Raw genomic sequence first — 20,198 nt, 5'->3', positions numbered from 1 at the left:
GCCGAGTGGACCCCCAGGGGTTCTCTGAAGCCTCTGTGACTCAGTCGAATTGGTGATGACGGAGATAGCGGCCGGTGAGACTGTCGGGCGCCTTCGCGATCTGGCGGGGCGTACCGGTGGCCACGACGCGCCCGCCGGCCGGGCCGCCGCCGGGACCCATGTCGATGACGTGGTCGGCATTGGCGATCATGTCGAGATCGTGGTCGATGGCGATGATCGTCGCTCCCGAACGCAACAGCCGATCCAGCACCCCGAGCAGGGTGCCGACGTCGCGCGGATGCAGGCCGGTGGTGGGCTCGTCGAAGACGTAGAGGGCGTGCCCCTGACCCGACCGCAGGCCACCGGCGAGCCGCATGCGCTGGGCCTCGCCGCCGGACAGCGTCGGGGTCGGTTCGCCGAGACACAGATACCCCAGACCGACCTCGCGCAGGGCCTGCACGGGCGGCCCGATGCGCGGGGTGTCGGCGAAACGATCGGCGGCGTCCACGATGGTCAGGTTCAGCACATCGGCGATGGTGAGACCGTCGACCCGGACCTCGAGGGTCTCGGGGTTGTAGCGGGCGCCGTGACAGGCCGGACAGGTGAGGGTCATGTCGGGCAGGTACTGCACGTCCAATGACACCTCACCGAGACCGGTGCAGGTGGGACACTGTCCGCCCTTGACGTTGTAGGAGAAACGACCCGCACCCCAGTGCTTTTCGCGGGCGAGAGGTGTAGCGGCGAACAGGGCGCGGATGCCGTCGAAGGCGCCGGAGTAGGTGGCGGGCGTCGAGCGGCTGTTGTTGCCGATCGGCGTGGAGTCCACGGTGACCACCCGGGTGATGCCACCGGACTTCAGCTCGCGCACGTGGGACGGAAGCGGCTGGTGCGCGAGCTGCCGGGACAGTGCGGGCACGAGACTGTCCAGCACGAGACTGGTTTTGCCGGAACCGGATACGCCGGTGATCAGGGTGAGGCGCTCGAGCGGGACGCGGACGGTCACCTCGTGCAGGGTGTAGTAGTCCCCGACGGTGATCTCGAGGTGATCGTCGCCGGGATGCACCGGGCGCTGTTTGCGCGCACGGGTATCGGCCCGGCCCGAAAGATACGGCCCCGTCACGGAATCGGCGTTGCGCGCCAGCTCCTCGACGGTCCCCTGGGCGACCACGGTGCCGCCCGCACGTCCCGCGCCCGGGCCCATCTCGATCAGATGGTCGGCCCAGCGCAGCAGGTCCACGTCGTGGTCCACCATCACCACCGAATTGCCGTTGTCGACGAGCGCGCGGATGACGCCGCGCAGGCCCTCGACATTGGCCGGATGCAGTCCGATGGACGGCTCGTCCAGCACGTAGAGCATGCCGGTCGATCGGGCCTGCAGGGTGGAGGTGAGTTGAATGCGTTGCCGCTCACCGGTCGAGAGCGATTCACCGGCGCGATCCAGGGTCAGATAGCCGAGCCCGAGGGTGAGCAGCGGCGTCATGGTCCGGAGGAACTCCCCCGTCAGCCGGTGCGCGAGTTCGGACAGCCCGGTGGGCAATCGGCCCGGCAATCCCATTGCCCACGGCTGTAATTCGTCCAGCGTGAGCGCACTGGTCTCAGCGATGTTCTTCTCATCCACCAGGGTGGTGAGGGCCTCGGGGCGGAGCCGGGTTCCGTGGCACTGCGGGCAGGTGTGCAGCGTGAAGAACCTGCCGAGCCGGTCGCGGGTGGTCTCGCTGGAGGTATTGGTGAGCGAATGACGCACGGCGGCACGGGCGTTCTCGTAGGTGGCGTTGAGTTCCGCCGCCCGGCCGGATTTGGTGCTGACCACGACGTGCCGTTTGGTGGCCGGGCCGTCCAGCACGATCTTCTTTTCCTCGGGCGTCAGCTCGCGATAGGGCACATCGATGCGCACGCCGAGCTGAGCGGCGATCTGCGGCTGGAAGTCTCGCAGCGGCAGCTTCCAGGCGGCGACCGCGCCGCCCGCGATCGTGAGGTCCTCGTTCGGGACGAGCGCCGCGTCGTCGATCTCCTCGATGGTGCCCAGGCCGCCGCAGCGCGGACAGGCGCCGAAGGAATCGAACGCGAAGGACTCCGCTCCCGGAAGTTCGACCCTGCCACCGCATTCCGGCAGATCGACGTAACCCTTCCTGGCCGTGTCCAACGTGGGCGGCAACCGGAAACCGGTGGGGCACAGATGGGATCCGAGCCGCGAATAGATCAGGCGCAGCACGTTGTACACCTCGGTCATGGTGCCGACCGTGCTGCGGCGGCTGGGGATCGGCGGGCGCTGCCGCAGTGCGAGCGTGGCGGGCAGGAAATCGATGCGATCCACATCGGGTCGCTCGACCTGGGAGATACGGCGGCGGGTGTAGGTGGACAGGCCGTCCAGGAAGCGCTGATAGCCCTCGCCGTACAGGACATTCATGGCCAGCGAGGATTTGCCGGAACCCGACAGGCCGGTGATCGCCACCCAGGACCACAGCGGGACATCCACATCGATATCCCTCAGGTTGTGCACCCGCGCCCCGAAAATCCGGACGGCTTCGGGAAGATGAGCGGTGCTCAATTCTGTCCCCGGTCGTCCACAGGGCTGCGCTCGAGTCGTTCCGTCAGCGCCGCCGCGATGCGGGACATCGGATCTGGCTGGGCCATGCCGATATGGGTGGCATCGACGGGGATGTTCCGCACCGAGCCGGTGATGTGATCCCGCCAGCCCCGCGCCTGTTTGCGATCGGGCTCGCGGGTGGCGGTGAAGAACAGCAGATCGCCCTCGAAGCGGCCGCTCGGCGCTCCGGGCACCGGACGGGTCAGGGCGGCTGTCGCGCGTTCGACGAGGTCCGGCGGGAAGGTATCGGGTGTCACCAGCGCGCGTAGTTCGAGCCAGGCGGCGTCGGAATCCTCTTGTCGCTCGGTGTGGTTCGTGCCGTCATCGACGGCCGCGTCCATGAGAGCCAGCAGCTCGACTTCCGCTCCGGAGGCTTGCAGTCGCACCGCGACCTCGTGCGCGATGCGACCGCCGAGTGACCACCCCAGTAGCCGGTAGGGTCCCTCGGGCTGCTCACGACGGATCTCGCGGACGTAGCGCTCGGCGTATTCGCGCAGGCTCACGTACGGAACCTCACCGCGCACCACCCAGGGGTCCTGAATGCCGCAGAGCGAGATCCGCGGCGGCAGCCCGCCGAGCAGGCCCGCGTACGGCCAGGCCATGCCGCCGCCCGGGTGGATGCAGAACAGCGGGGCCGAGGGCCCCCGGCGCAGCGGCAGTATCACCTCGAACGAGTCCCGCGTGGAACCGGTCCGGGCCGCGAGCCTGGCGGACAGGCCGGTGACGGTCGGCTCCTCGAAGAGATCACGCAGGGTGACGCCGTCGAGACGGGACATGACCCGCGCGGCGGAGAGCGAATTGCCGCCGAGCGCGAAGAAGTCGTCGTCCAGTCCGACACGGTCGTAATCGAGCACCTGGGCGAAGGCCGCGGCCACCGCACACTCGGTCGCGGTCACCGCCGCACGGTATTGCGGCTGGGTGATGGCGGGAGCGGGCAGCGCCGTGCGATTCACCTTGCCGTTCACCAGCATCGGCAGTTCGTCCAGCACGACGATGGTGGGGACCAGGTAGGCCGGAAGTCGTTGCGCCACACTCGCGGTCAGAACAGCGGTGTCGAGCGTGCGGCCAGGCTCCGGGACGACGTACGCGGCCAGGCTCGCCTCGGCGGACGCGTCGGTGCGCATGGCGATCGCGTGCGCGACCCCGGGCGCGGCCGCCACCGCGGCCTCGATCTCACCCAGTTCGACGCGCATTCCGCGCACCTTCACCTGGAAGTCGGCGCGGCCTCGGAACGCCAGTTCCCCGTCCCGGGTCCAGGCGACGAGATCGCCTGTGTGGTAGAGCCTTTGCCCCTCGGCCCCGAACGGACCGGCCACGAAACTCGCGGCGGTGACCCCCGGACGGCCGAGGTAGCCGCGCGCCAGGGCGACTCCGCCGACGTACAGCTCGCCGGTGACGCCGACCGGCACCGGCCGCAGGTAGCGGTCCAGCACATAGCACCGAATCCCCACCGCCGGAGCGCCGATGGTGATCGGCTGATCGCTGTCGAGCACATCGCTCATGCTCGTGAGGACCGTGGCCTCGGTCGGTCCGTAGGCGTTCACCAGGCAGTGATCGCGGCCCCAGGACGCGACCAGGGACGGCGGGCAGGACTCGCCGCCGGTGATCACCACCGAGAGATCGGGCAGATCGGCCGGATCGGTGCAGGCCAGCACCGCGGGGGTGACGAACGCGTGCGTCACCCGCTCGGTGCGCATGAGAGTCACGAGCGCGCTGCCGGCGTAGGCGTCGGCGGGCGCGACAACCAGGGTGGCGCCGGCCCGCGTCGCCAGCACCAGCTCCCAGATGGATATGTCGAAAGTCGGTGCGGCCAGGCACAGTACGCGCGAATCCTCGCGGGCGCCGATCTGCCGAGCCTGTGCGGCGGCCAGATTCGCCAGGCCCGCGTGGGTGACGACCACTCCCTTGGGAACCCCGGTCGTACCGGAGGTGTGAATCACGTAGGCGGCGTTGCCCGTCCGAAGCGGCCGCACGGTTGCCGAGGCGTCATCGGTATCGGCGGCCGGGTTCTCCTCGACGGGAGTCCCGCCCGCCGTGATCACCAGCGATTCGACGTCCGGCACTCCGGCGAAGGCGTCGCGTCCTGCGGCCGTCGTCAGAATGATCGCCGGACCGGCGTCGCCGATCATGCGGGCGATCCGAGCCGGCGGGAAACCCGGGTCGACGGGCATCAGCACCGCCCCGGACAGCGCGACCGCCCAGCAGGCGACGATCCACGGCAGTGAACGAGGCAGGCCCAGCGCCACAATGTCTTCCGGGCCGATACCGCGCCGCCGGAGCGAACGTGCGAGCAGCTCCGCGCGCTCGTGCAGTTCGCGGTAGGTCAGAGCGGTGTCGCCGCTGCGGACGGCCTCGGCATTCGGCGCGCGCCGTACCGCGGCGTGCAGCAGGTCCGACAGCAGCAGGTCGGTCTCGGCACTGCCGGTGCGGTTCCAATCGTGCACCAGCCGGTGATGTTCCTGCTCGTCGAGCAGCGCACGTCGCGCGTGCGGGGTGTGCGGATGCGCGCAGGCCTGATCCAGCAGCCGCAGATAGCGCCCGGCCATGTCCTCGATGGTCCGGTGCTCGTACAGGTCCGTGGCGTAGCGGATATCGAGGTTCAGCCCGGAATCGGTTCGGCCGAGGACGAATTCGAGGTCGAAGCGCACGGCGGCCGCGTCCACCGGCAGCGGTTCGACCCGCAGCCCCGGGAGGTCCAGGTGCACCGGGTCCAGGTTCTGCAGTGCCAGCAGCACCTGGAACAACGGATGCCGCGCGCGCGATCGGGCCGGATCCACGGCCTGAACCACCTGCTCGAAGGGCAGTTCGGAATGCTCGAACGCGGCGAGGTCCGTCGCGCGCACCCGTTGCAGCAGCTGCGAGAACGTCTCGGCTCCAGCGGTCTCCACGCGCAGCACGAGGGTGTTCACGAACATTCCGACCAGCTCGTCGAGCGCGGCCTCGCCTCGGCCCGCCACCGGCGTGCCGATCGCCGTGTCCGAGCTGCCCGCCCACTCGCTCAGCAGCAGCGCCAGGCCCGCGTGCAGCACCATGAACAGCGACGCGTCGTGGTCGCGGGCTACCTGCTCCAGACGCCGGACCGTCTCCTGCCCGATCGCGCACGACACCGTCGCACCCCGATGGGACGCCACCACCGGACGTGGCCTGTCCAGGGGCAGCCCGGACTCGGCGGTGATGTCCGCGAGAGTCGTTCGCCAGTAGGCGATCTGCCGGTTCAGCTCCGACTCCGGATCTCCCGGCGATCCCAGCACGGCCCGCTGCCACAGCGTGTAGTCGGCGTACTGCACGGGAAGCGCGGCCCGGGCGGGCCGCGCACCTGTCAGCGCCGCCCCGTACGCCTCACCCATATCCCGGGCGAGGGGTCCGAGTGAGTAGCCGTCCGCGTTCGCGTGATGAACGACGAAGGCCAGCACCCACTCCCGCGTGCCCGCGCCCACCTCGAAGATTCCGATTCGCACCGGAACACGGGCAACCAGATCGAAGGGCTCGGCGCAGAATTCGGCCAGGACCGTCGCGAGCGCGTCCGGGGCCACCACCCGCGCGGTCAGCGACGTCCCGGGGGCCTCGAGGCCGGCGTGGCCGCCCAGCGCCACCGACAGGGCGTGCTCCGCGGAGTCCACCCGCTGATGTCCGATGCCGTCGTACGCGGGGTAATACGTGCGCAGGGCCTCGTGGCGGGTGAGGACGTGGCGCAGGGCCGTGGTCATCGCGGCCGCGTCCAGCTCGCCCCGCAGGCGCAGCACCAGGGGAATGTTGTACGCCGCCGACTCCGGGTCCAAGCGGTTGAGCAGCCACAGGCGCTGCTGCGCGAAGGAGAGCGGCACCTGCTCGGGCCGCGTGAGCGCTACCAGCGACGGCCGGGCGGTGACGGCGGGCCTGCTCACGCGCTCGGCCAGCGCGCACACGGTCGGCGCGTCGAAGATCTCTTGGACCCGTACCCGGCCACCCGTGCTCACGCCCAGCCGCGCGGCCACCCGCGCGGCGTTCACCGAGTTCCCGCCCAGATGGAAGAAGTCGTCGTCCGCGCCGACCCGCTGGACCCCCAGCACCTCCTGGAACACCCGCGCCACGGTCCGCTCCATGGGCGTCACGGGCGCTCGGAACGGCCCGGCCTCCCACTGCGGCGCGGGCAGGGCCGCCCGATCCACCTTGCCGTTCACGGTGAGCGGCAGGTGCTCGCACACCACGAACGTCGAGGGCACCATGTGCTCGGGGAGGCGCTGACGGAGCTGGGCGCGCAGCGCACCGGACTCCGGGGGTGACATCGTGGCCGTCACGGAGTCCACCGGTGGGCGGGAACCTACCCGAGACGCAGCGGAGCCGGGCGCCGAATCTCCGGTTCCATGCCCCGCCGCGAGAGGCTGAATCGACTGTGCCGCAGCGCGATCAGGGACGATCTGCAGGCCGAGCCGCGATTTGTCGGGCACGATGTAGGCGACGATCCGGGGACCGACGGGGCTGTCCTGGCGAATCACGACCACGGCCTGGAAGATGCCCGCCAGAGCCGAGACAGCGGCTTCGATCTCCCCGAGTTCGACCCGCATGCCGCGAATCTTGATCTGGGAATCGTTGCGGCCCAAGAACTCCAGTGCCCCGTCGGGACGATGACGGACCAGGTCTCCGGTGCGATACATCCGGCCCGAGCCGAAGGGATCGGGCAGGAATCGAGCGGCCGTGAGGCCGGGACGCTCATGGTAGCCGCGGGCGATCGCGGGCCCGGCGAGGTAGAGCTCACCCGGAACGCCGATGGGGGCCGGGGTGAGGCGCTCGTCGAGCACGTAACCGCGGGCACCGTTGATCGGCGCGCCGATCGTGATCGACCCGCCCGGGCGATACGGGGCACTCAGGTGGGAGACGACGGTGGATTCGGTAGGGCCGTATGCGATCAGGAGGGTGCGGCCGACGGCCCAGCGGGCGGCCACGGCCGGTGCGATCGTCTCGCCGCCGGTGACCAGCACGCGAAGCGCGGAGCTCGATCCGGGACCGGCGAGGGAGGCGGGATCCATTCCCGCCAGCACCGCGGGGGTGATGAGGGCGTGGGTGACACGCTGCCGCCGGAGCAGATCGACCAGGTCCTGACCCCCGTGCACATGAGGATCCGTGACCACGAGGGTGGCCGCGGCTCCGACGGCCAGCAGCACCTCCCAGATCGAGGCGTCGAAACTCGGCGATGCCAATTGCAGTACGCGCGAATGCCTGTCGGGTGCACAGTGTTCGGCCTGGGCGGCGACCAGGTTCGCCAGGCCGGAGTGGGTGGTGACGACACCCTTCGGAGCACCCGTGGAACCGGAGGTGAAGATGATGTACGCCGCGTCGAGCGGACGCACGGGCCGCAGCCGGTCCGACTCGGTGACCGCCGTGGCCGGAACGGCGGTGACCGCCGCGAGCACAGCCTGATCGTCCAGCGCGATCCAGCCCGATCGTGGCTCGGCGCAGGGGAATTCGGGGAGCCGGCCGTGCAGTTCGGTGGCGGTCAAGCCGAGCACCGCGCCGGTGTCGCTCAGCATGCCGGTGATTCGCCCTGCGGGATAGCCGGGGTCGATCGGCAGATAGGTCGCACCGGATTTGGCGACGGCCCAGAGCGCGACGAGCCAGTTCGCCGAGCGGCGCAGCGCTACGGCCACGACGTGGTCGGGGCCGATACCCTGACGAATCAGCCAGTGCGCCAGCCGGTTCGAACGGTGATCGATCTCGCGATAGGTGAAGGCGCGGCCTTCGAACCAGACGGCGCCGGAGTCCGGGGCGAGCTGGACGGCGCGGGACAGCAGGGCCGGGAGGGTGGTCGGCGGCGCGGCGCCCGAGTTGTTCCACTCCTGCAGCAGGAGACGGCGTTCGGCGAGTTCGAGCAGGTCCAGGGTGTGGACCGGGCGGGCCGGATCCGATGACACCTGGGTGAGCAGCCGGGCGAGGCGGTACAGGAGCAGCCGTGCGGTCCCGGAATCGAAGAGGTCCGTGTCGTAGCGCAGAGAGAGTTCCGTACCCGATTCCCGTTCGACCACTTCGAATTCGAGGTCGAACCGCACGGTGGTGGCGCCGGGCTCGATGGGGTCGACCGATAGGCCCGGTAGTCGGAACTCGGCCGGACCGGGGGTCCGGAAGGCCAGGCACACCTGGAACAGCGGGTGCCGGGACGCCGACCTCGGCGGATCGACCGCCTCGACCACCCGGTCGAAGGGCACGAACGAGTGGGTGAACGCGTCGATGTCGGCTTCCCGCACCCGGGCCAGCAGGTCCTCGAAGGCTTCGTCGGGATCGATGACGGTGCGCAGGGCGACCGAGTTCACGAACATGCCGACGAGGTCCTCCAGCCCCGCTGCTTCGCGACCCGCGACGGGCACACCGATGACCACATCCGGGGTCCGCGAGAGCCTGGCCAGCAGCACCGCCAGGGCGGCGTGCACCACCATGAAGGGTGAGGCGCGATGTGCGCGCGCGAGCTCCCGGATGCCGGTGGCGGTGACCTGCGGGAGAACGCATTCCACGCAGGAGCCGGTATGGCGCGCGATGTCGGGACGCGGTCGATCCCTGGGCAGCAGCAGTTCGCCCGGCGCGTTCGCCAGCACCCGGGACCAGTGCGCGAGTCCGCGGTTCAGCTCGGAACCGGGGTCCTGAGGGTTTCCCAGCCGAGCCTGTTTCCACCGCGTGTACTCCGCGTACTGCACGGGCAGCGGCGACCAGTCCGGCGGAACACCTCGCGCGCGAGACACATACGCCCGGGCCAGATCCCGGCTCAGCGGGCCCAGCGAAAACCCGTCCGCGTTCACATGATGCACCACCATGGCCAGGACCCAATGTGCCTGCGCCACACCGTCGACCGCGTACAGGCGAACTCGCAGCGGCGGCGCGACAGCCAGGTCGAACGGAGCGGCCGCGAACTCAGCGAGTGCTCGATCGAGATTCCGCGCCGATACCCGCTGCACTTCCAGCGATCTGAAATCCGCTTCCGCCACAGCCTGATACGGCTCACCGGCGTGCTCCGGAAAGTACGTCCGCAGGGCCTCGTGCCGCGCCACGACATCGCCGACGGCCGCGGCCATGGCTGACACATCCAGTACGCCGCGCAGCCGCACCGCCAGCGGAATGTGATAGGCCGCGCCCGCACCGGCCCGATCGAGCAGCCAGATCCCGTGCTGCGCCGGAGAAAGCGGAACTCGCTCCGGCCGGACCTGATCCCACGGGGACGCCGTCGTGGCGTCTGCCGGCTCCGGCAGCGCCGCGGCCGAACCCGCTGCGCCAGCGTCGACGTCGACCATGCCAACTGGTTCGGCCGACCGCGTTTCACCTGCCGAAGGCGCTGCTACGGAATCACTGTCGCGACTCGGCGAGGTGACTGTATCCCCAGTGATCGCCGAATCGGCTCCGGTGGTCCTCCCGCGCCCGGCGGTTGTCTCGGTCTCGGCCACGGCTTCTGCCCTGGCTTCGGTCCCAGCGCCAACTCCGGCTCCGGATATCGCCTCTCCCTTCGTGCTGACGCTGCTCCGGGTGGCCGTCTGTCCGCTCGCGGAGACCGTGAACTGGGTAGTCGCCTCGGCTCCGGTGATGTTTTCGGCTCCGGTGGGCGAATCGGAGCCCGGGAAGGGGGGCGGTGGGACGGCGGGGTCGCTGGAATCGGCGGGGCGGGCGATGTGGATGTCGCACGGCGCGGGGTGGAAGTCGGTGCGGCCGTGGTGTTCCAGATGGCCGTCGGGGTGCCAGGAGCCCAGGTCACCGGTGCGGTACATGCGGCGGCCCGGGGCGTGGAAGGGGTCCGCCACGAAGCCCGCGCCGGTGGCGGACGGGCGGTGCAGGTACCCGCGAGCCAGGCCGGGACCGGCGATGTAGACCTCGCCGACCACGCCCGGGGGTACGGGCTCGAGCCGGCGGTCCAGGACATAGCAGCGGGCTCCGACCACCGGTTGGCCGATGGGAACGGCGGTGTGCGAGTCCGATTCGCTGTACGGGCGGCTGACGGTCGAGACGATGGTGGCCTCGGCGGGGCCGTACGCGGTGAGGAACGTTCGGTCCGGCGACCACGGGCGGGCCAGGTCGGCGGGGCAGCACTCGCCTTGGGTGACCACGAGCCGCAGGTCGGGCAGACGGCGCGGATCCGGGAGGGATGCCACGACGCCGGGAGTGAGCATGCAGTGGGTGATGCGCTCGCGCACGAGCAGTTCGCGCAGGTCGGCGTCGAGGTTCACCCGCGGTGGGGCGAGCACCAGGGTCGCGCCGCCCGCCAGCGCCAGCAGCAGTTCCCAGATCGAGGAGTCGTCGGCCGGTGCCGCGGCGGCGAGCACGCGGGCGTCGGGATCGGCGTCGCATCTCTGCGCCTGGGTGACAACGATATTCGCCAGCCCGGCATGTGTGAGGGTGACGCCTCTGAGCGTTCTCTCGGAACTCGAGCGGTAGACGATGTAGGCCGGATGTTGCAGCCGCAGCGGGCGGATCCGGTCGGCGTCGGTGATCGGGACAACCGGATCGGACTCGGCGGCCGGGGTGACCGAATCGGTACCGGCGACTCGGCCGTCCAGGTGGGCGGCCGGGATCGACTCGGCCAGGAGCCATTCGCCCGAGAGTCGGGGCAATTCGGGATGGTAACTCGCCGTGGTGATGCCAAATGCCGCACGGGAATCGGTGAGCATGGCGCGAATGCGTTCGGCGGGTGCGTCCGGATCCACGGGCAGGTATGCCGCACCGGCGTGTGCCACCGCGCACACCGCGACCACCCACTCCACGGACCGTGGCAATGCCACCGCGACCACGTCTTCCGGCCCGATGCCGCGAGCGATCAGGGTGCGCGCCAGCCGATTCGACCGCGCGGACAGATCCCGATAGGTCAGCGTGGCGTGTTCGCACACCACTGCCTCGGCGTCGGGGGCATAGGCGGCGGCACGGGTGAGCAGTTGCGGCAAGGTCAGCGGGACGGCCTGGCTGGTGTCGTTCCACTCGTGCAGCACGCTGCGGCGATCGGCCGCGGACAGCGAAGCGGGTTCACAGACAAGCATGTTCGGGTCACGGTCGATCCGGTCCAGTTGCCGGTGCAGGCGCTGGGCCAACCCCTGCACCGTGCTCGCCTCGAACAAATCCCGGACCCCGAACTCGATGCCGAGCGCAGCGCCCACGCGCGCCGCCACCAGCGCCGCCGTCAGCGAATCCCCGCCCAGGGCGAAGAAGTCGTGATCCAGGCCGACAGACGGTCCGCCGGTCTCACCGTGCCGCCGCGCACGCTCGTTCGCCGATCGCGCGACCCCGTGGATCCCCGCCGAAGACTCTCGGTCCGATCGAACGACGCTCGCGCCGGGCGACTCCTGCTCGGCGGCAACATCTTCACCGCCGTCCTCGGGCGCGCGGACCTCGCCACGCAGGACGGCCGAGAAGGCCTCCGCCACAATCTTTTCCACCGCCGTGACGGGAGCCCGGTAGGCCGTCTCGACCCTTGCCGGGGCAGGCAGCGCCCGGCGGTCGACCTTCCCGTTGGCCGTGACGGGGAATCGATCCAGCAGGACGATCGTCGGCATCATGTAGGCGGGCAGGCTCTGCGCCGCGGTCTCTTCCAATTCCCGGGTGGTGAGCAGGCAGCCCGGTTCGGGGACGGCGTAGGCGACGATCCGGGGCGCGGATCGCGGACCGCCCTCGGGCTCGGCCGCGGCGATCCCGTCGGTCCGGACGATGACCACGGCCTGCGCCACGCCGGGGTGGTCACCGATGACGGATTCGATTTCGCCGAGTTCGACGCGCAGGCCGCGAACCTTGACCTGGAAGTCGGCCCGGCCGTGGAAGTCGATGTCGCCGTGCTCGTTCCGGGTCACCAGGTCGCCGGTGCGGTAGAGCCGATCACCCGTGCTGAAGGGATCGGCCAGGAAACGCGCGGCGGTCGAGCCCGGTAGGGCCAGGTAGCCGCGGGCCAGTGCGGGGCCGCCCAGGTAGAGCTCGCCCAGGACACCGACGGGGACGGGTCGCAGCCACGGGTCCAGCACATGGCAGCGGACGCCGGGGACGGCCGAGCCGAGCGAGACCTGGCGATCGGGGTCCAGCAGACCGAGGTTGGTGACGATGGTGGCCTCGGTCGGACCGTAGGCATTGACCAATGTGCGGCCCGAAGACCACGCCGTGACGACAGATTGGGGACAGTCCTCGCCCCCGGTGCAGAGGTAGCGCAGCGAGTCCAGGCCCGCCGGATCGGTCCCGGCGAGGACCGCCGGGGTGATGAAGGCGTGGGAAATGCGTTCGCGACGAACGAGATCGGCCAGCAGGGGGCCCGCGTAGGCGTCCCCGGTGGCGATGACCAGGGTCGCTCCGCTGGTCGCGGCGCGCAGCAGTTCCCAGATCGAGGCGTCGAAGGTGGTCGTGGTGACGCACAGCATGCGGTCGCCCGGTCCGGCGGGGAGATGCTCCGACTGCGCGGCGACCAGATTCGACAGACCGGCGTGAGTGACGATCGCGCCCTTGGGGATTCCGCTGGATCCGGAGGTGTAGACGAGGTACGCCGGATGGCCGGGCCGCAGCGGTCGAACCCGTTCGTCCCCCGTCAGCGGCGCGTCGTGAATGCCCGCGAGCGCGCTGGGCCGCAGCGCGTGGTCGAGCACCAGCAACTCCCGCTCGACACGCACCGGGCCCGACTCGTCCCGCCCCTGCTTCAGGACGTCCGGCAGTTCGGTTGTCGCGGTGGTGATCACCAGCCGCACGGCGGCTCCGCTCAGCGCGGCCTCGATGCGGTCGGCGGGGTGGCCGGGGTCGATGGGGAGGTAGGCCGCGCCGGACTTCGCGATCCCCCAGACGGCGGTCACCCATTCCGCCGAGCGGCGGGCCGCGACCGCGACGATGTCCTCCGGGCCCAGACCACGCTGAACGAGGCTGCGAGCCAGACGATTCGAGAGGGAATCGAGTTCGGCGTAGGTGAGGCTGATGTCTCCGCAGACCACGGCCGCCGCGGAGGGCGCCCGGCCGACGCCGGCGGCGAGGAGGTCCGGCAGCAGCGCGGGATCGATCGGCGGGGCCGGAATCGGGACCCGCAGAATTCGCTCACGCTCGCAATCGTCGAGCAGTGGAATCCGCCCGACCGGTGAGTCAGGGTCAGCCTCGATAAAGTTGCTGATAAATAGCAGTAGGTGCCGGAGTTGGTCGTCCAGCTCCCCGGGACTGTGCTTTTCGGGGTTGGCGAGGATATCCACCGACAGGCCCTGCTCCGCACCCGCGCGATAGAGATTGAAATGCAGATCGGCCACGGAACCGGACGAGAGGATGGCGTATTCACCGACCGCCGCTCCGAACCGGCTGGTGCGATCGAAGAACATCAGATTCACGCTCGGGCCGAGCGTCCGCTCCGCGCCGACCCCGAGATCGCGGCGCAGATCCTCGAAGCGGTAGCGCTGATGCCGCAGTCCGCCGGTGGTCTCGCGGGCCGCGGCCGCGATGAGCTCCCGCACGCTCACCCCGCCCGCACAGCGCAGCCGGATCGGCAGCACGTTGGCGAGCATGCCGCCGGACTTCTTGAGCGCGGCCGTGGTTCGCGCCGAGGCGGCCAGCAGGATGGTCGGATCCGGCTCGCCCGCCATACCCGCGCGGAAGGCGCAGACCGCCGCCACGAGCACCTGCGCGGGACTGGCGGCGCAGTCGGCCGCGAGGCGCTCCAGGCGGTCCCACTCCCGCGCCGACAGCGCGCCCGCGGTGCGCAGCGCGGGCGGCAGCGCATCGCGGCGCCGTGGACGCGGGACGGAGCCCACCGGCAGCGGTGCGGTCCAGTCCGCGAAGCGATCTCGCCAGTAGTCGCGATCGGCCGCGAAGCGCGTGGAGGCGCGGTACTCGGCGTCGGCGGCCTGAATCTGGGCCGGAGCGAGCCCGCCGAACGCGGGCGGCGTGCCGCCGGCCAGCAGCGCCTCGTACCACTGGCCGATGCGTGCGATCAGGCTGAGCCCGCCGTAGCCGTCGATGGCGATGTGATGCATCTGCGCGTACCAGATGTGATGGTCCGGACCGACCCGCAGCAGGGCGGCCGCCCACAGCGGCGCGTCCACGAGGTCGATGGGCGTGCGATGCCGGCGGTCCATCCAGTCCAGCGCTGCCGCATGCGGATCGGGCTCGCCGCCGAGGTCGACGCGCTCGAGCCCGCCGCCGATATCGGCGGCCATCCACTGGTACGGCCGCCCGCTCGCGGATCCGATCCGCAGTCGCCCGACGCCGAACTCCTCGAAGGCGCGATGACTCGCGTCGTGGAAGAGGTCGGCGTCGAGCTCACCCCGCAGCTGCAGATAGTGCGCCTGCCCCGGCAGCGCACGTGGGCGGTCGACGTCATCCGAAGCGCCGTCTACACACGCGAAGTCGTCCGCGAGCCACAATTCCGTTTGTGCTCGGGACAATTCGAACGGCACGGCCTGGTAAACATTCGGAGAATCGGCGAGCACTGTCCCTCCCGAAGTCGAGACCTGCGGAATGCGCCGGGGCGCAATAGGACAACGCCGTTGTTTGCACGTCCCGCCGCGGACAGTACCGTAGATTTGCTGGAAGTCTGCTGCAATTCCGTTCGTGCCGTAAGTGGACGAGTGATCAGCCCGCCGCCGATATCGCCGAATGATGCCGCACCGCACCGCCGTAACCCGGCGAGGACGCGGCTCGATCCTCGATCCGCACCGCGACGCGGCCGAGATTGCGGCGCGATTCGATGAGTTCGATGCCCTCGGCGATCCGATCCCACGGCAGCACCGTGTGCCGCGGACGCAGGTGTCCGGCGGCGAGCAGCTCCCACAGTTCCGCACGCCAGGAATCCAGCAGTTCGGGCCGGGTGCGGCTCAGCAGCCCCATCGAGAAGCCGGTGACGGTCTTCAGGTCGGCGAGCAGGTCACCCGCGTCGATCGTGCCGCCACCCGCACTGAAGGCGACCAGACGACCCTGCGGCGCAAGAGCATTCAGCCCCCGACCCAGCAGCTCCCCGCCGACGCCGTCGAGAAGCACGTCGACGGGCTCACCCCACGACTCGCCGTACGTCACCACCGCGTCCGCGCCGCACTCACGCAGGAAGTCGGCCTTGCCGGAGTCGCCCACCGCCGCGACCACCCGCGACGCCCCCAGAGCCCGCGCCACCTGGATCACGAGATGCCCGACGCCACACGGAAAACGAACGCGGCACCCGTGCGAGGACGGGTGCCGCGTGGAAGAGCCGGGAATGGATCAGCCGGGGATCTCGATGGGCTCGTGCAGGTCGTGCGACTTCGAGCCCCAGCCGACATGGGCCTCGGCGCGCATGCGCTCGACCATGTGCGGGTAGTGCAGCTCGAACGCCGGACGTTCCGAACGGATCTTCGGCAGCTCGTAGAAGTTGTGCCGCGGCGGCGGGCAGGAGGTCGCCCATTCGAGCGAATTGCCGTAGCCCCACGGATCGTCCACCGTGACCACTTCGCCGTACCGGAAGCTCTTGAAGATGTTCCAGACGAACGGCAGCATCGACGCGCCCAGGATGAACGCTCCGATGGTGGAGATGGTGTTCAGCGCCGTGAACCCGTCCGTCGGAAGGTAATCCGCGTACCGGCGCGGCATGCCCTCGTTGCCCAGCCAGTGCTGCACCAGGAAGGTGGTGTGGAAGCCGATGAAGGTGGCCCAGAAGTGCCACTTGCCCAGGCGCTCGTCCATCATGCGGCCGGTCATCTTCGGGAACCAGAAGTAGATGCCCGCGAACGTCGCGAACACGATGGTGCCGAACAGCACGTAATGGAAGTGCGCCACAACGAAATACGAGTCCGAGACATGGAAGTCGATCGGCGGCGACGCCAGGATGACGCCGGAGAGACCACCGAAGAGGAAGGTCACCAGGAAGCCGATGGACCACAGCATCGGTGTCTCGAAGGTCAACTGCCCCTTCCACATGGTGCCGATCCAGTTGAAGAACTTCACGCCCGTCGGCACGGCGATCAGGAAGGTCATGAACGAGAAGTACGGCAGCAGAACCGATCCCGTCGCGTACATGTGGTGCGCCCACACCGCGATGGACAGCGCCGCGATGGCCATGGTCGCGTAGACCAGGGTGGTGTACCCGAAGATCGGCTTACGGCTGAACACCGGATAGATCTCCGAGACGATGCCGAAGAACGGCAGCGCGATGATGTACACCTCGGGATGCCCGAAGTACCAGAACAGGTGCTGGTACAGGATCGCGCCGCCGTTGGCCGGGTCGTAGATGTGACCACCGAGGTGCCGGTCGTACGCCAGGCCGAACAGCGCCGCGGTCAGCAGCGGGAAGGCCAGCAGGACCAGGATGCTGGTGATCGCGATGTTCCAGGTGAAGATCGGCATCCGGAACATGGTCATACCGGGGCAGCGCAGGCAGACCACGGTGGTGAGCATGTTGACGCCACCGAGAATGGTGCCCAGACCCGAGACGGCCAGACCCAGGATCCACAGATCCGCGCCGACGCCCGGGGAGTGCACGATGTCCGAGAGCGGGGTGTACGCGGTCCAGCCGAAGTCGGCCGCGCCACCGGGGGTCACGAATCCGGCGGTCGCCATGGTCGCCCCGAACAGGTACAGCCAGTAGCTGAAGGCGTTCAGGCGCGGGAACGCCACATCGGGCGCGCCGATCTGCAGCGGCAGGATCACGTTCGCGAAGCCGAAGACGATGGCCGTCGCGTAGAACAGCAGCATGATCGTGCCGTGCATGGTGAACAGCTGGTTGAACTGTTCGGTCGAAAGGAACTGCATGCCCGGTCGCGCCAGTTCGCCGCGCATGAGCAGCGCCATCAGACCACCGATGAGGAAGAACGTGATGGCCGTGGTCAGGTACATGACGCCGAGGACCTTGGGATCGGTCGTCGTCACCGCCTTGTAGAGAAAGGAACCCTTGGGGCCCAGCCGAGGCGGATAAGGCCGGGAGGCCTGTAATCCGGCTTCCGGCTTGGGAGCTACGGCTGTCACCACATCCTCCTGGAGGTCGGTCCGCAGCGCGAGACGATCCGGCTCCGGAACCCACGATGAACGGCGCCACCCTGGTCTGAGGGGCAACTCAGCGTACTAACAGCAATTGCATTCTGGCAGAGAACACTCCGGCCGACCAGTGAGAAGCCGGGTTCGGAGCGCGGTTCGGTCCGGTACCGGCGAATCTGCGTGTCGCAAACTATCGACGGGTCGCCGACATCCCGGTGACGTGCAGCGATACCGGTCGGTATTCATCCGGGCGGGAATCGGGCCCGCTCGCGCGGCGATCGCTATCGGATACTGTCGGAGAACGGAACGCAACGATCAGATCGTGGGGTGAGAGTCTTGGCGCGCAATTCATCCTCGGTTAACCCGCTGACGTCACAGAATCCTCACGGACCAGGCTTGATTATCAGAACCATGAACCGCTCGCTCCGCACCCGCATCACCACCGCCGTCGTACTCGGCATGATCGGCACCGCACTCGCCGCCGGCGCCGCCGCCGCGGATGGCCAGCCCAAGGCCGTCATCCAGGGGCGCACCGCGATCACCGCCCATGTGAGCGGGGAGAAATCCGGCTACAAGTGCCAGATCGCCGCCGCCGACGTGAGCGGGCCCTGGGGCACGGTCGCGAGCGACGGCACCGTGGATCTCACGCTCGGACCGCACCGCAGCAGCAAGACGCTCCGCGTCATCTGCGAGGACCCCAAGCGCGGGGACGCCAGCCTGCACACCGTGCGCGCCGATCGGGTCACCTACGACGGGGCGCTCTCGCCGCTGCGGCAGATCCTCAACAACAAGCTCTTCGGTCGCGGGTAGAGCGAGCTCGGAGAGCGCGCTCTCGACCCTGGGTCGCCGAAGTGCGGCTCGGACGCCGGAAAGTCACGAGTCGCAACCCCTCACGACGCGTCCCGATCGGTTCAACCGGAAGAGGCGCGCGCGGCCGCTACCGCCGCACGGACAGCGGGGGCTGTTTCCGTGGCGAAGCGGTGGGTTGCCTGATCACCGTCCGGGGAGACGGGCAGCAGGAATTCGCTGACGCCTTCGCGGAGAGCGATGTCGGTGAGGTGAGCCGGGGGCATCGAGGGGTCGATGATGTAGGCACGCCGGATCAGGGCGGGGACGCGGCCCGCGGCTCGGGCTCCGGCGTCTATCGCGTGCATGTGGGCCGCGAGGGTGTCCGGCGGGGCGTAGGCGTAGCCACCGAGCCAGCCGTCGGCCAGTTCACCGGCCAGGCGCAGGGCGCGCGGGCCGTAGACGCCGAACCAGATGCCGATCGGATGTGCCGGGGCTGGACCGGGTTTCGCACCGCGCAGCGGGTAGAAGTCACCGTCCAGGCGCAGGCGTTCCTCGGTCCCCCACAGCGCGCGCAGCACGGCCACGGCCTCGCGCAGGGCGGTGAGGGCCTGGCCGGGGGTGCGGCGCTGACCGCCCATCGCCTCGATCGCGTCCCAGAACGCACCCGCGCCGAGGCCGAGTTCGACCCGGCCGCCGCTGAGCAGATCCAGGCTGGCGGCACTGCGGGCCAGGACGGCGGGCGGCCGGAGCGGGAGGTTGGCGACCGCGGGCATCAGGGTGAGATTGCGGGTGGTCGCGGCCAGATACGACAGCAGAGTCCAGGTGTCGAGGAAGGCGGGCTGGTACGGGTGATCCTGCACCGCGAGCACGTCGAGCCCGGACTCGTCGGCGAGACGAACCAGTCGCAGCAGCGAGCGGCCGCGCGCCGCCTCGGGCGGAACGAAGATCCCGAACCTGAGCTCATGCCCATAGTCGCCCATAGCGAACTTCAAGTTACCCTTGCTGACCTGCCCGTTCCAGCCCTGCCCCCGTCGTTCCGGCGAGTCCGCGACCCGAACTCGGGACCCACCGCGCGCAGCTGATCTCACCCGCGCGTGTCGGATTGTGATCAAGCGGCAATCCGAATCCACATTCGTTGGCAGGCAACGGATTACAATTGCCGGGTGCAGCCCAACAGCACGCTCGACACGGCGCGGCGACATCTGTCCCGGATAGATCCCGCCGCGCTCACCCACGCACGAGACCGACTGGCGGAGAGCGGCATCGCCCGCCTCGGCTTCCTGCTCCCGCACCGGGTCAAACGCATGCTCGCCGCCGAGGCGCTGACCCTGGTCGATCACCATCGGCAGTGGGACGAATCGCGGGAGAACGCCGAGGGCGGTGAGCCTGCGGCACGGCAGCGGATCGACATCGGTTCACAGGAGGTCCGGGGAGGCGCGCAGGCCATCCCCCTGCTGTACGACTGTGAACCGTTGCGGCACATGCTGTCCGTGGTCGCCGACGAATCGGTGCTGCCGCATCCGGTGGCTCGGCGGTACGGGGTTTCGCGGCGGCATCACAGCGACGATCCGGGCCGCTGGCATTGGGACGACTACGCTTTCGCCTTCATCCTGGTGGTCGAGTGCCCGCCGCTGCAGGACGGCGGTTTCGTGCAGACGGTGGCGCACACCCGGCGGGACTGGGACCACTCCGACATCTACCGCACGCTGACCCGCAATCCGATTCGCTCCTGGGAGCTCAATCCCGGTGACCTCTACCTGATTCGGGCCGACACCACGCTGCACCGGGTTCACCCGTTCGCGCACGGCCGCCGCACCATCCTCAGCATGGCCTTCGCGTCCCGGGCGGATATAGAACGTGAGCAATCCTCCAGCACACGCCGGTGTGGGTTTACACAACGCGCGTCGGGTTATGACGAATACGACACGGTGATAACCTGATTCACCACTACCGCAGC

The 20,198-nt window shown here is 69.5% G+C and carries 7 protein-coding genes; 2 read left to right on the top strand and 5 right to left on the bottom strand.

Annotation, left to right across the window (positions count from 1 at the left end; all coding sequences use genetic code 11):
- Positions 1 to 40: 40 nt before the first annotated feature.
- The 4 genes from NJ1_RS35255 to ctaD form a co-directional block, all read right to left on the bottom strand.
- A complete protein-coding gene (locus NJ1_RS35255; protein WP_067703837.1) occupies positions 41 to 2,527 on the bottom strand; it encodes an excinuclease ABC subunit UvrA in 2,487 nt (828 codons plus the stop codon).
- Positions 2,524 to 14,943: a non-ribosomal peptide synthetase gene (locus NJ1_RS35250; protein WP_169813245.1), complete on the bottom strand. Its 12,420-nt coding sequence runs from the start codon at positions 14,941 to 14,943 to the stop codon at positions 2,524 to 2,526. Before NJ1_RS35250 ends, NJ1_RS35255 begins: the two co-directional genes overlap by 4 nt.
- A 142-nt stretch (positions 14,944 to 15,085) precedes the next feature.
- Positions 15,086 to 15,703, bottom strand: a complete 618-nt coding sequence (locus NJ1_RS35245; protein WP_084479186.1) for a zinc-binding dehydrogenase — start codon at positions 15,701 to 15,703, stop codon at positions 15,086 to 15,088.
- Between the two features lie 3 nt (positions 15,704 to 15,706).
- Positions 15,707 to 17,443 (bottom strand): aa3-type cytochrome oxidase subunit I, encoded by a 1,737-nt coding sequence (ctaD, locus tag NJ1_RS35240; protein ID WP_067703867.1) that lies wholly within the window; start codon positions 17,441 to 17,443, stop codon positions 15,707 to 15,709.
- A gap of 420 nt (positions 17,444 to 17,863) precedes the next feature.
- Between ctaD and NJ1_RS35235 the strand changes: the two genes are divergently transcribed.
- Positions 17,864 to 18,262, top strand: coding sequence for a hypothetical protein (locus NJ1_RS35235; protein WP_067703828.1), 399 nt, complete (start codon positions 17,864 to 17,866; stop codon positions 18,260 to 18,262).
- Between the two features lie 101 nt (positions 18,263 to 18,363).
- On the opposite strand, the gene NJ1_RS35230 is transcribed toward NJ1_RS35235, so the two are convergent.
- On the bottom strand, positions 18,364 to 19,221 hold the full coding sequence (locus tag NJ1_RS35230) for an LLM class flavin-dependent oxidoreductase (protein ID WP_067703825.1): 858 nt from the start codon (positions 19,219 to 19,221) through the stop codon (positions 18,364 to 18,366).
- Positions 19,222 to 19,404: 183 nt separating this feature from the next.
- Between NJ1_RS35230 and NJ1_RS35225 the strand changes: the two genes are divergently transcribed.
- The gene (locus NJ1_RS35225; protein ID WP_067703822.1) at positions 19,405 to 20,181 is read left to right on the top strand and encodes a HalD/BesD family halogenase; all 777 of its coding nucleotides are present in this window, start codon (positions 19,405 to 19,407) and stop codon (positions 20,179 to 20,181) included.
- The last annotated feature ends 17 nt before the right edge of the window (positions 20,182 to 20,198 follow it).

The organism is Nocardia jejuensis NBRC 103114 (genome assembly GCF_001613145.1).
Taxonomy (GTDB): Bacteria; Actinomycetota; Actinomycetes; order Mycobacteriales; family Mycobacteriaceae; genus Nocardia; species Nocardia jejuensis.
Note: the sequence above shows the minus strand (reverse complement) of the source record. Positions and strands in the feature narration are given on the sequence as shown.

Bases quoted from the DNA above. Each gene is read 5' to 3' on its own strand.
- NJ1_RS35235 (WP_067703828.1), top strand. From the start codon at position 17,864: ATGAACCGCTCGCTCCGCACCCGCATCACCACCGCCGTCGTACTCGGC.
- NJ1_RS35230 (WP_067703825.1), bottom strand. From the start codon at position 19,221: ATGGGCGACTATGGGCATGAGCTCAGGTTCGGGATCTTCGTTCCGCCC.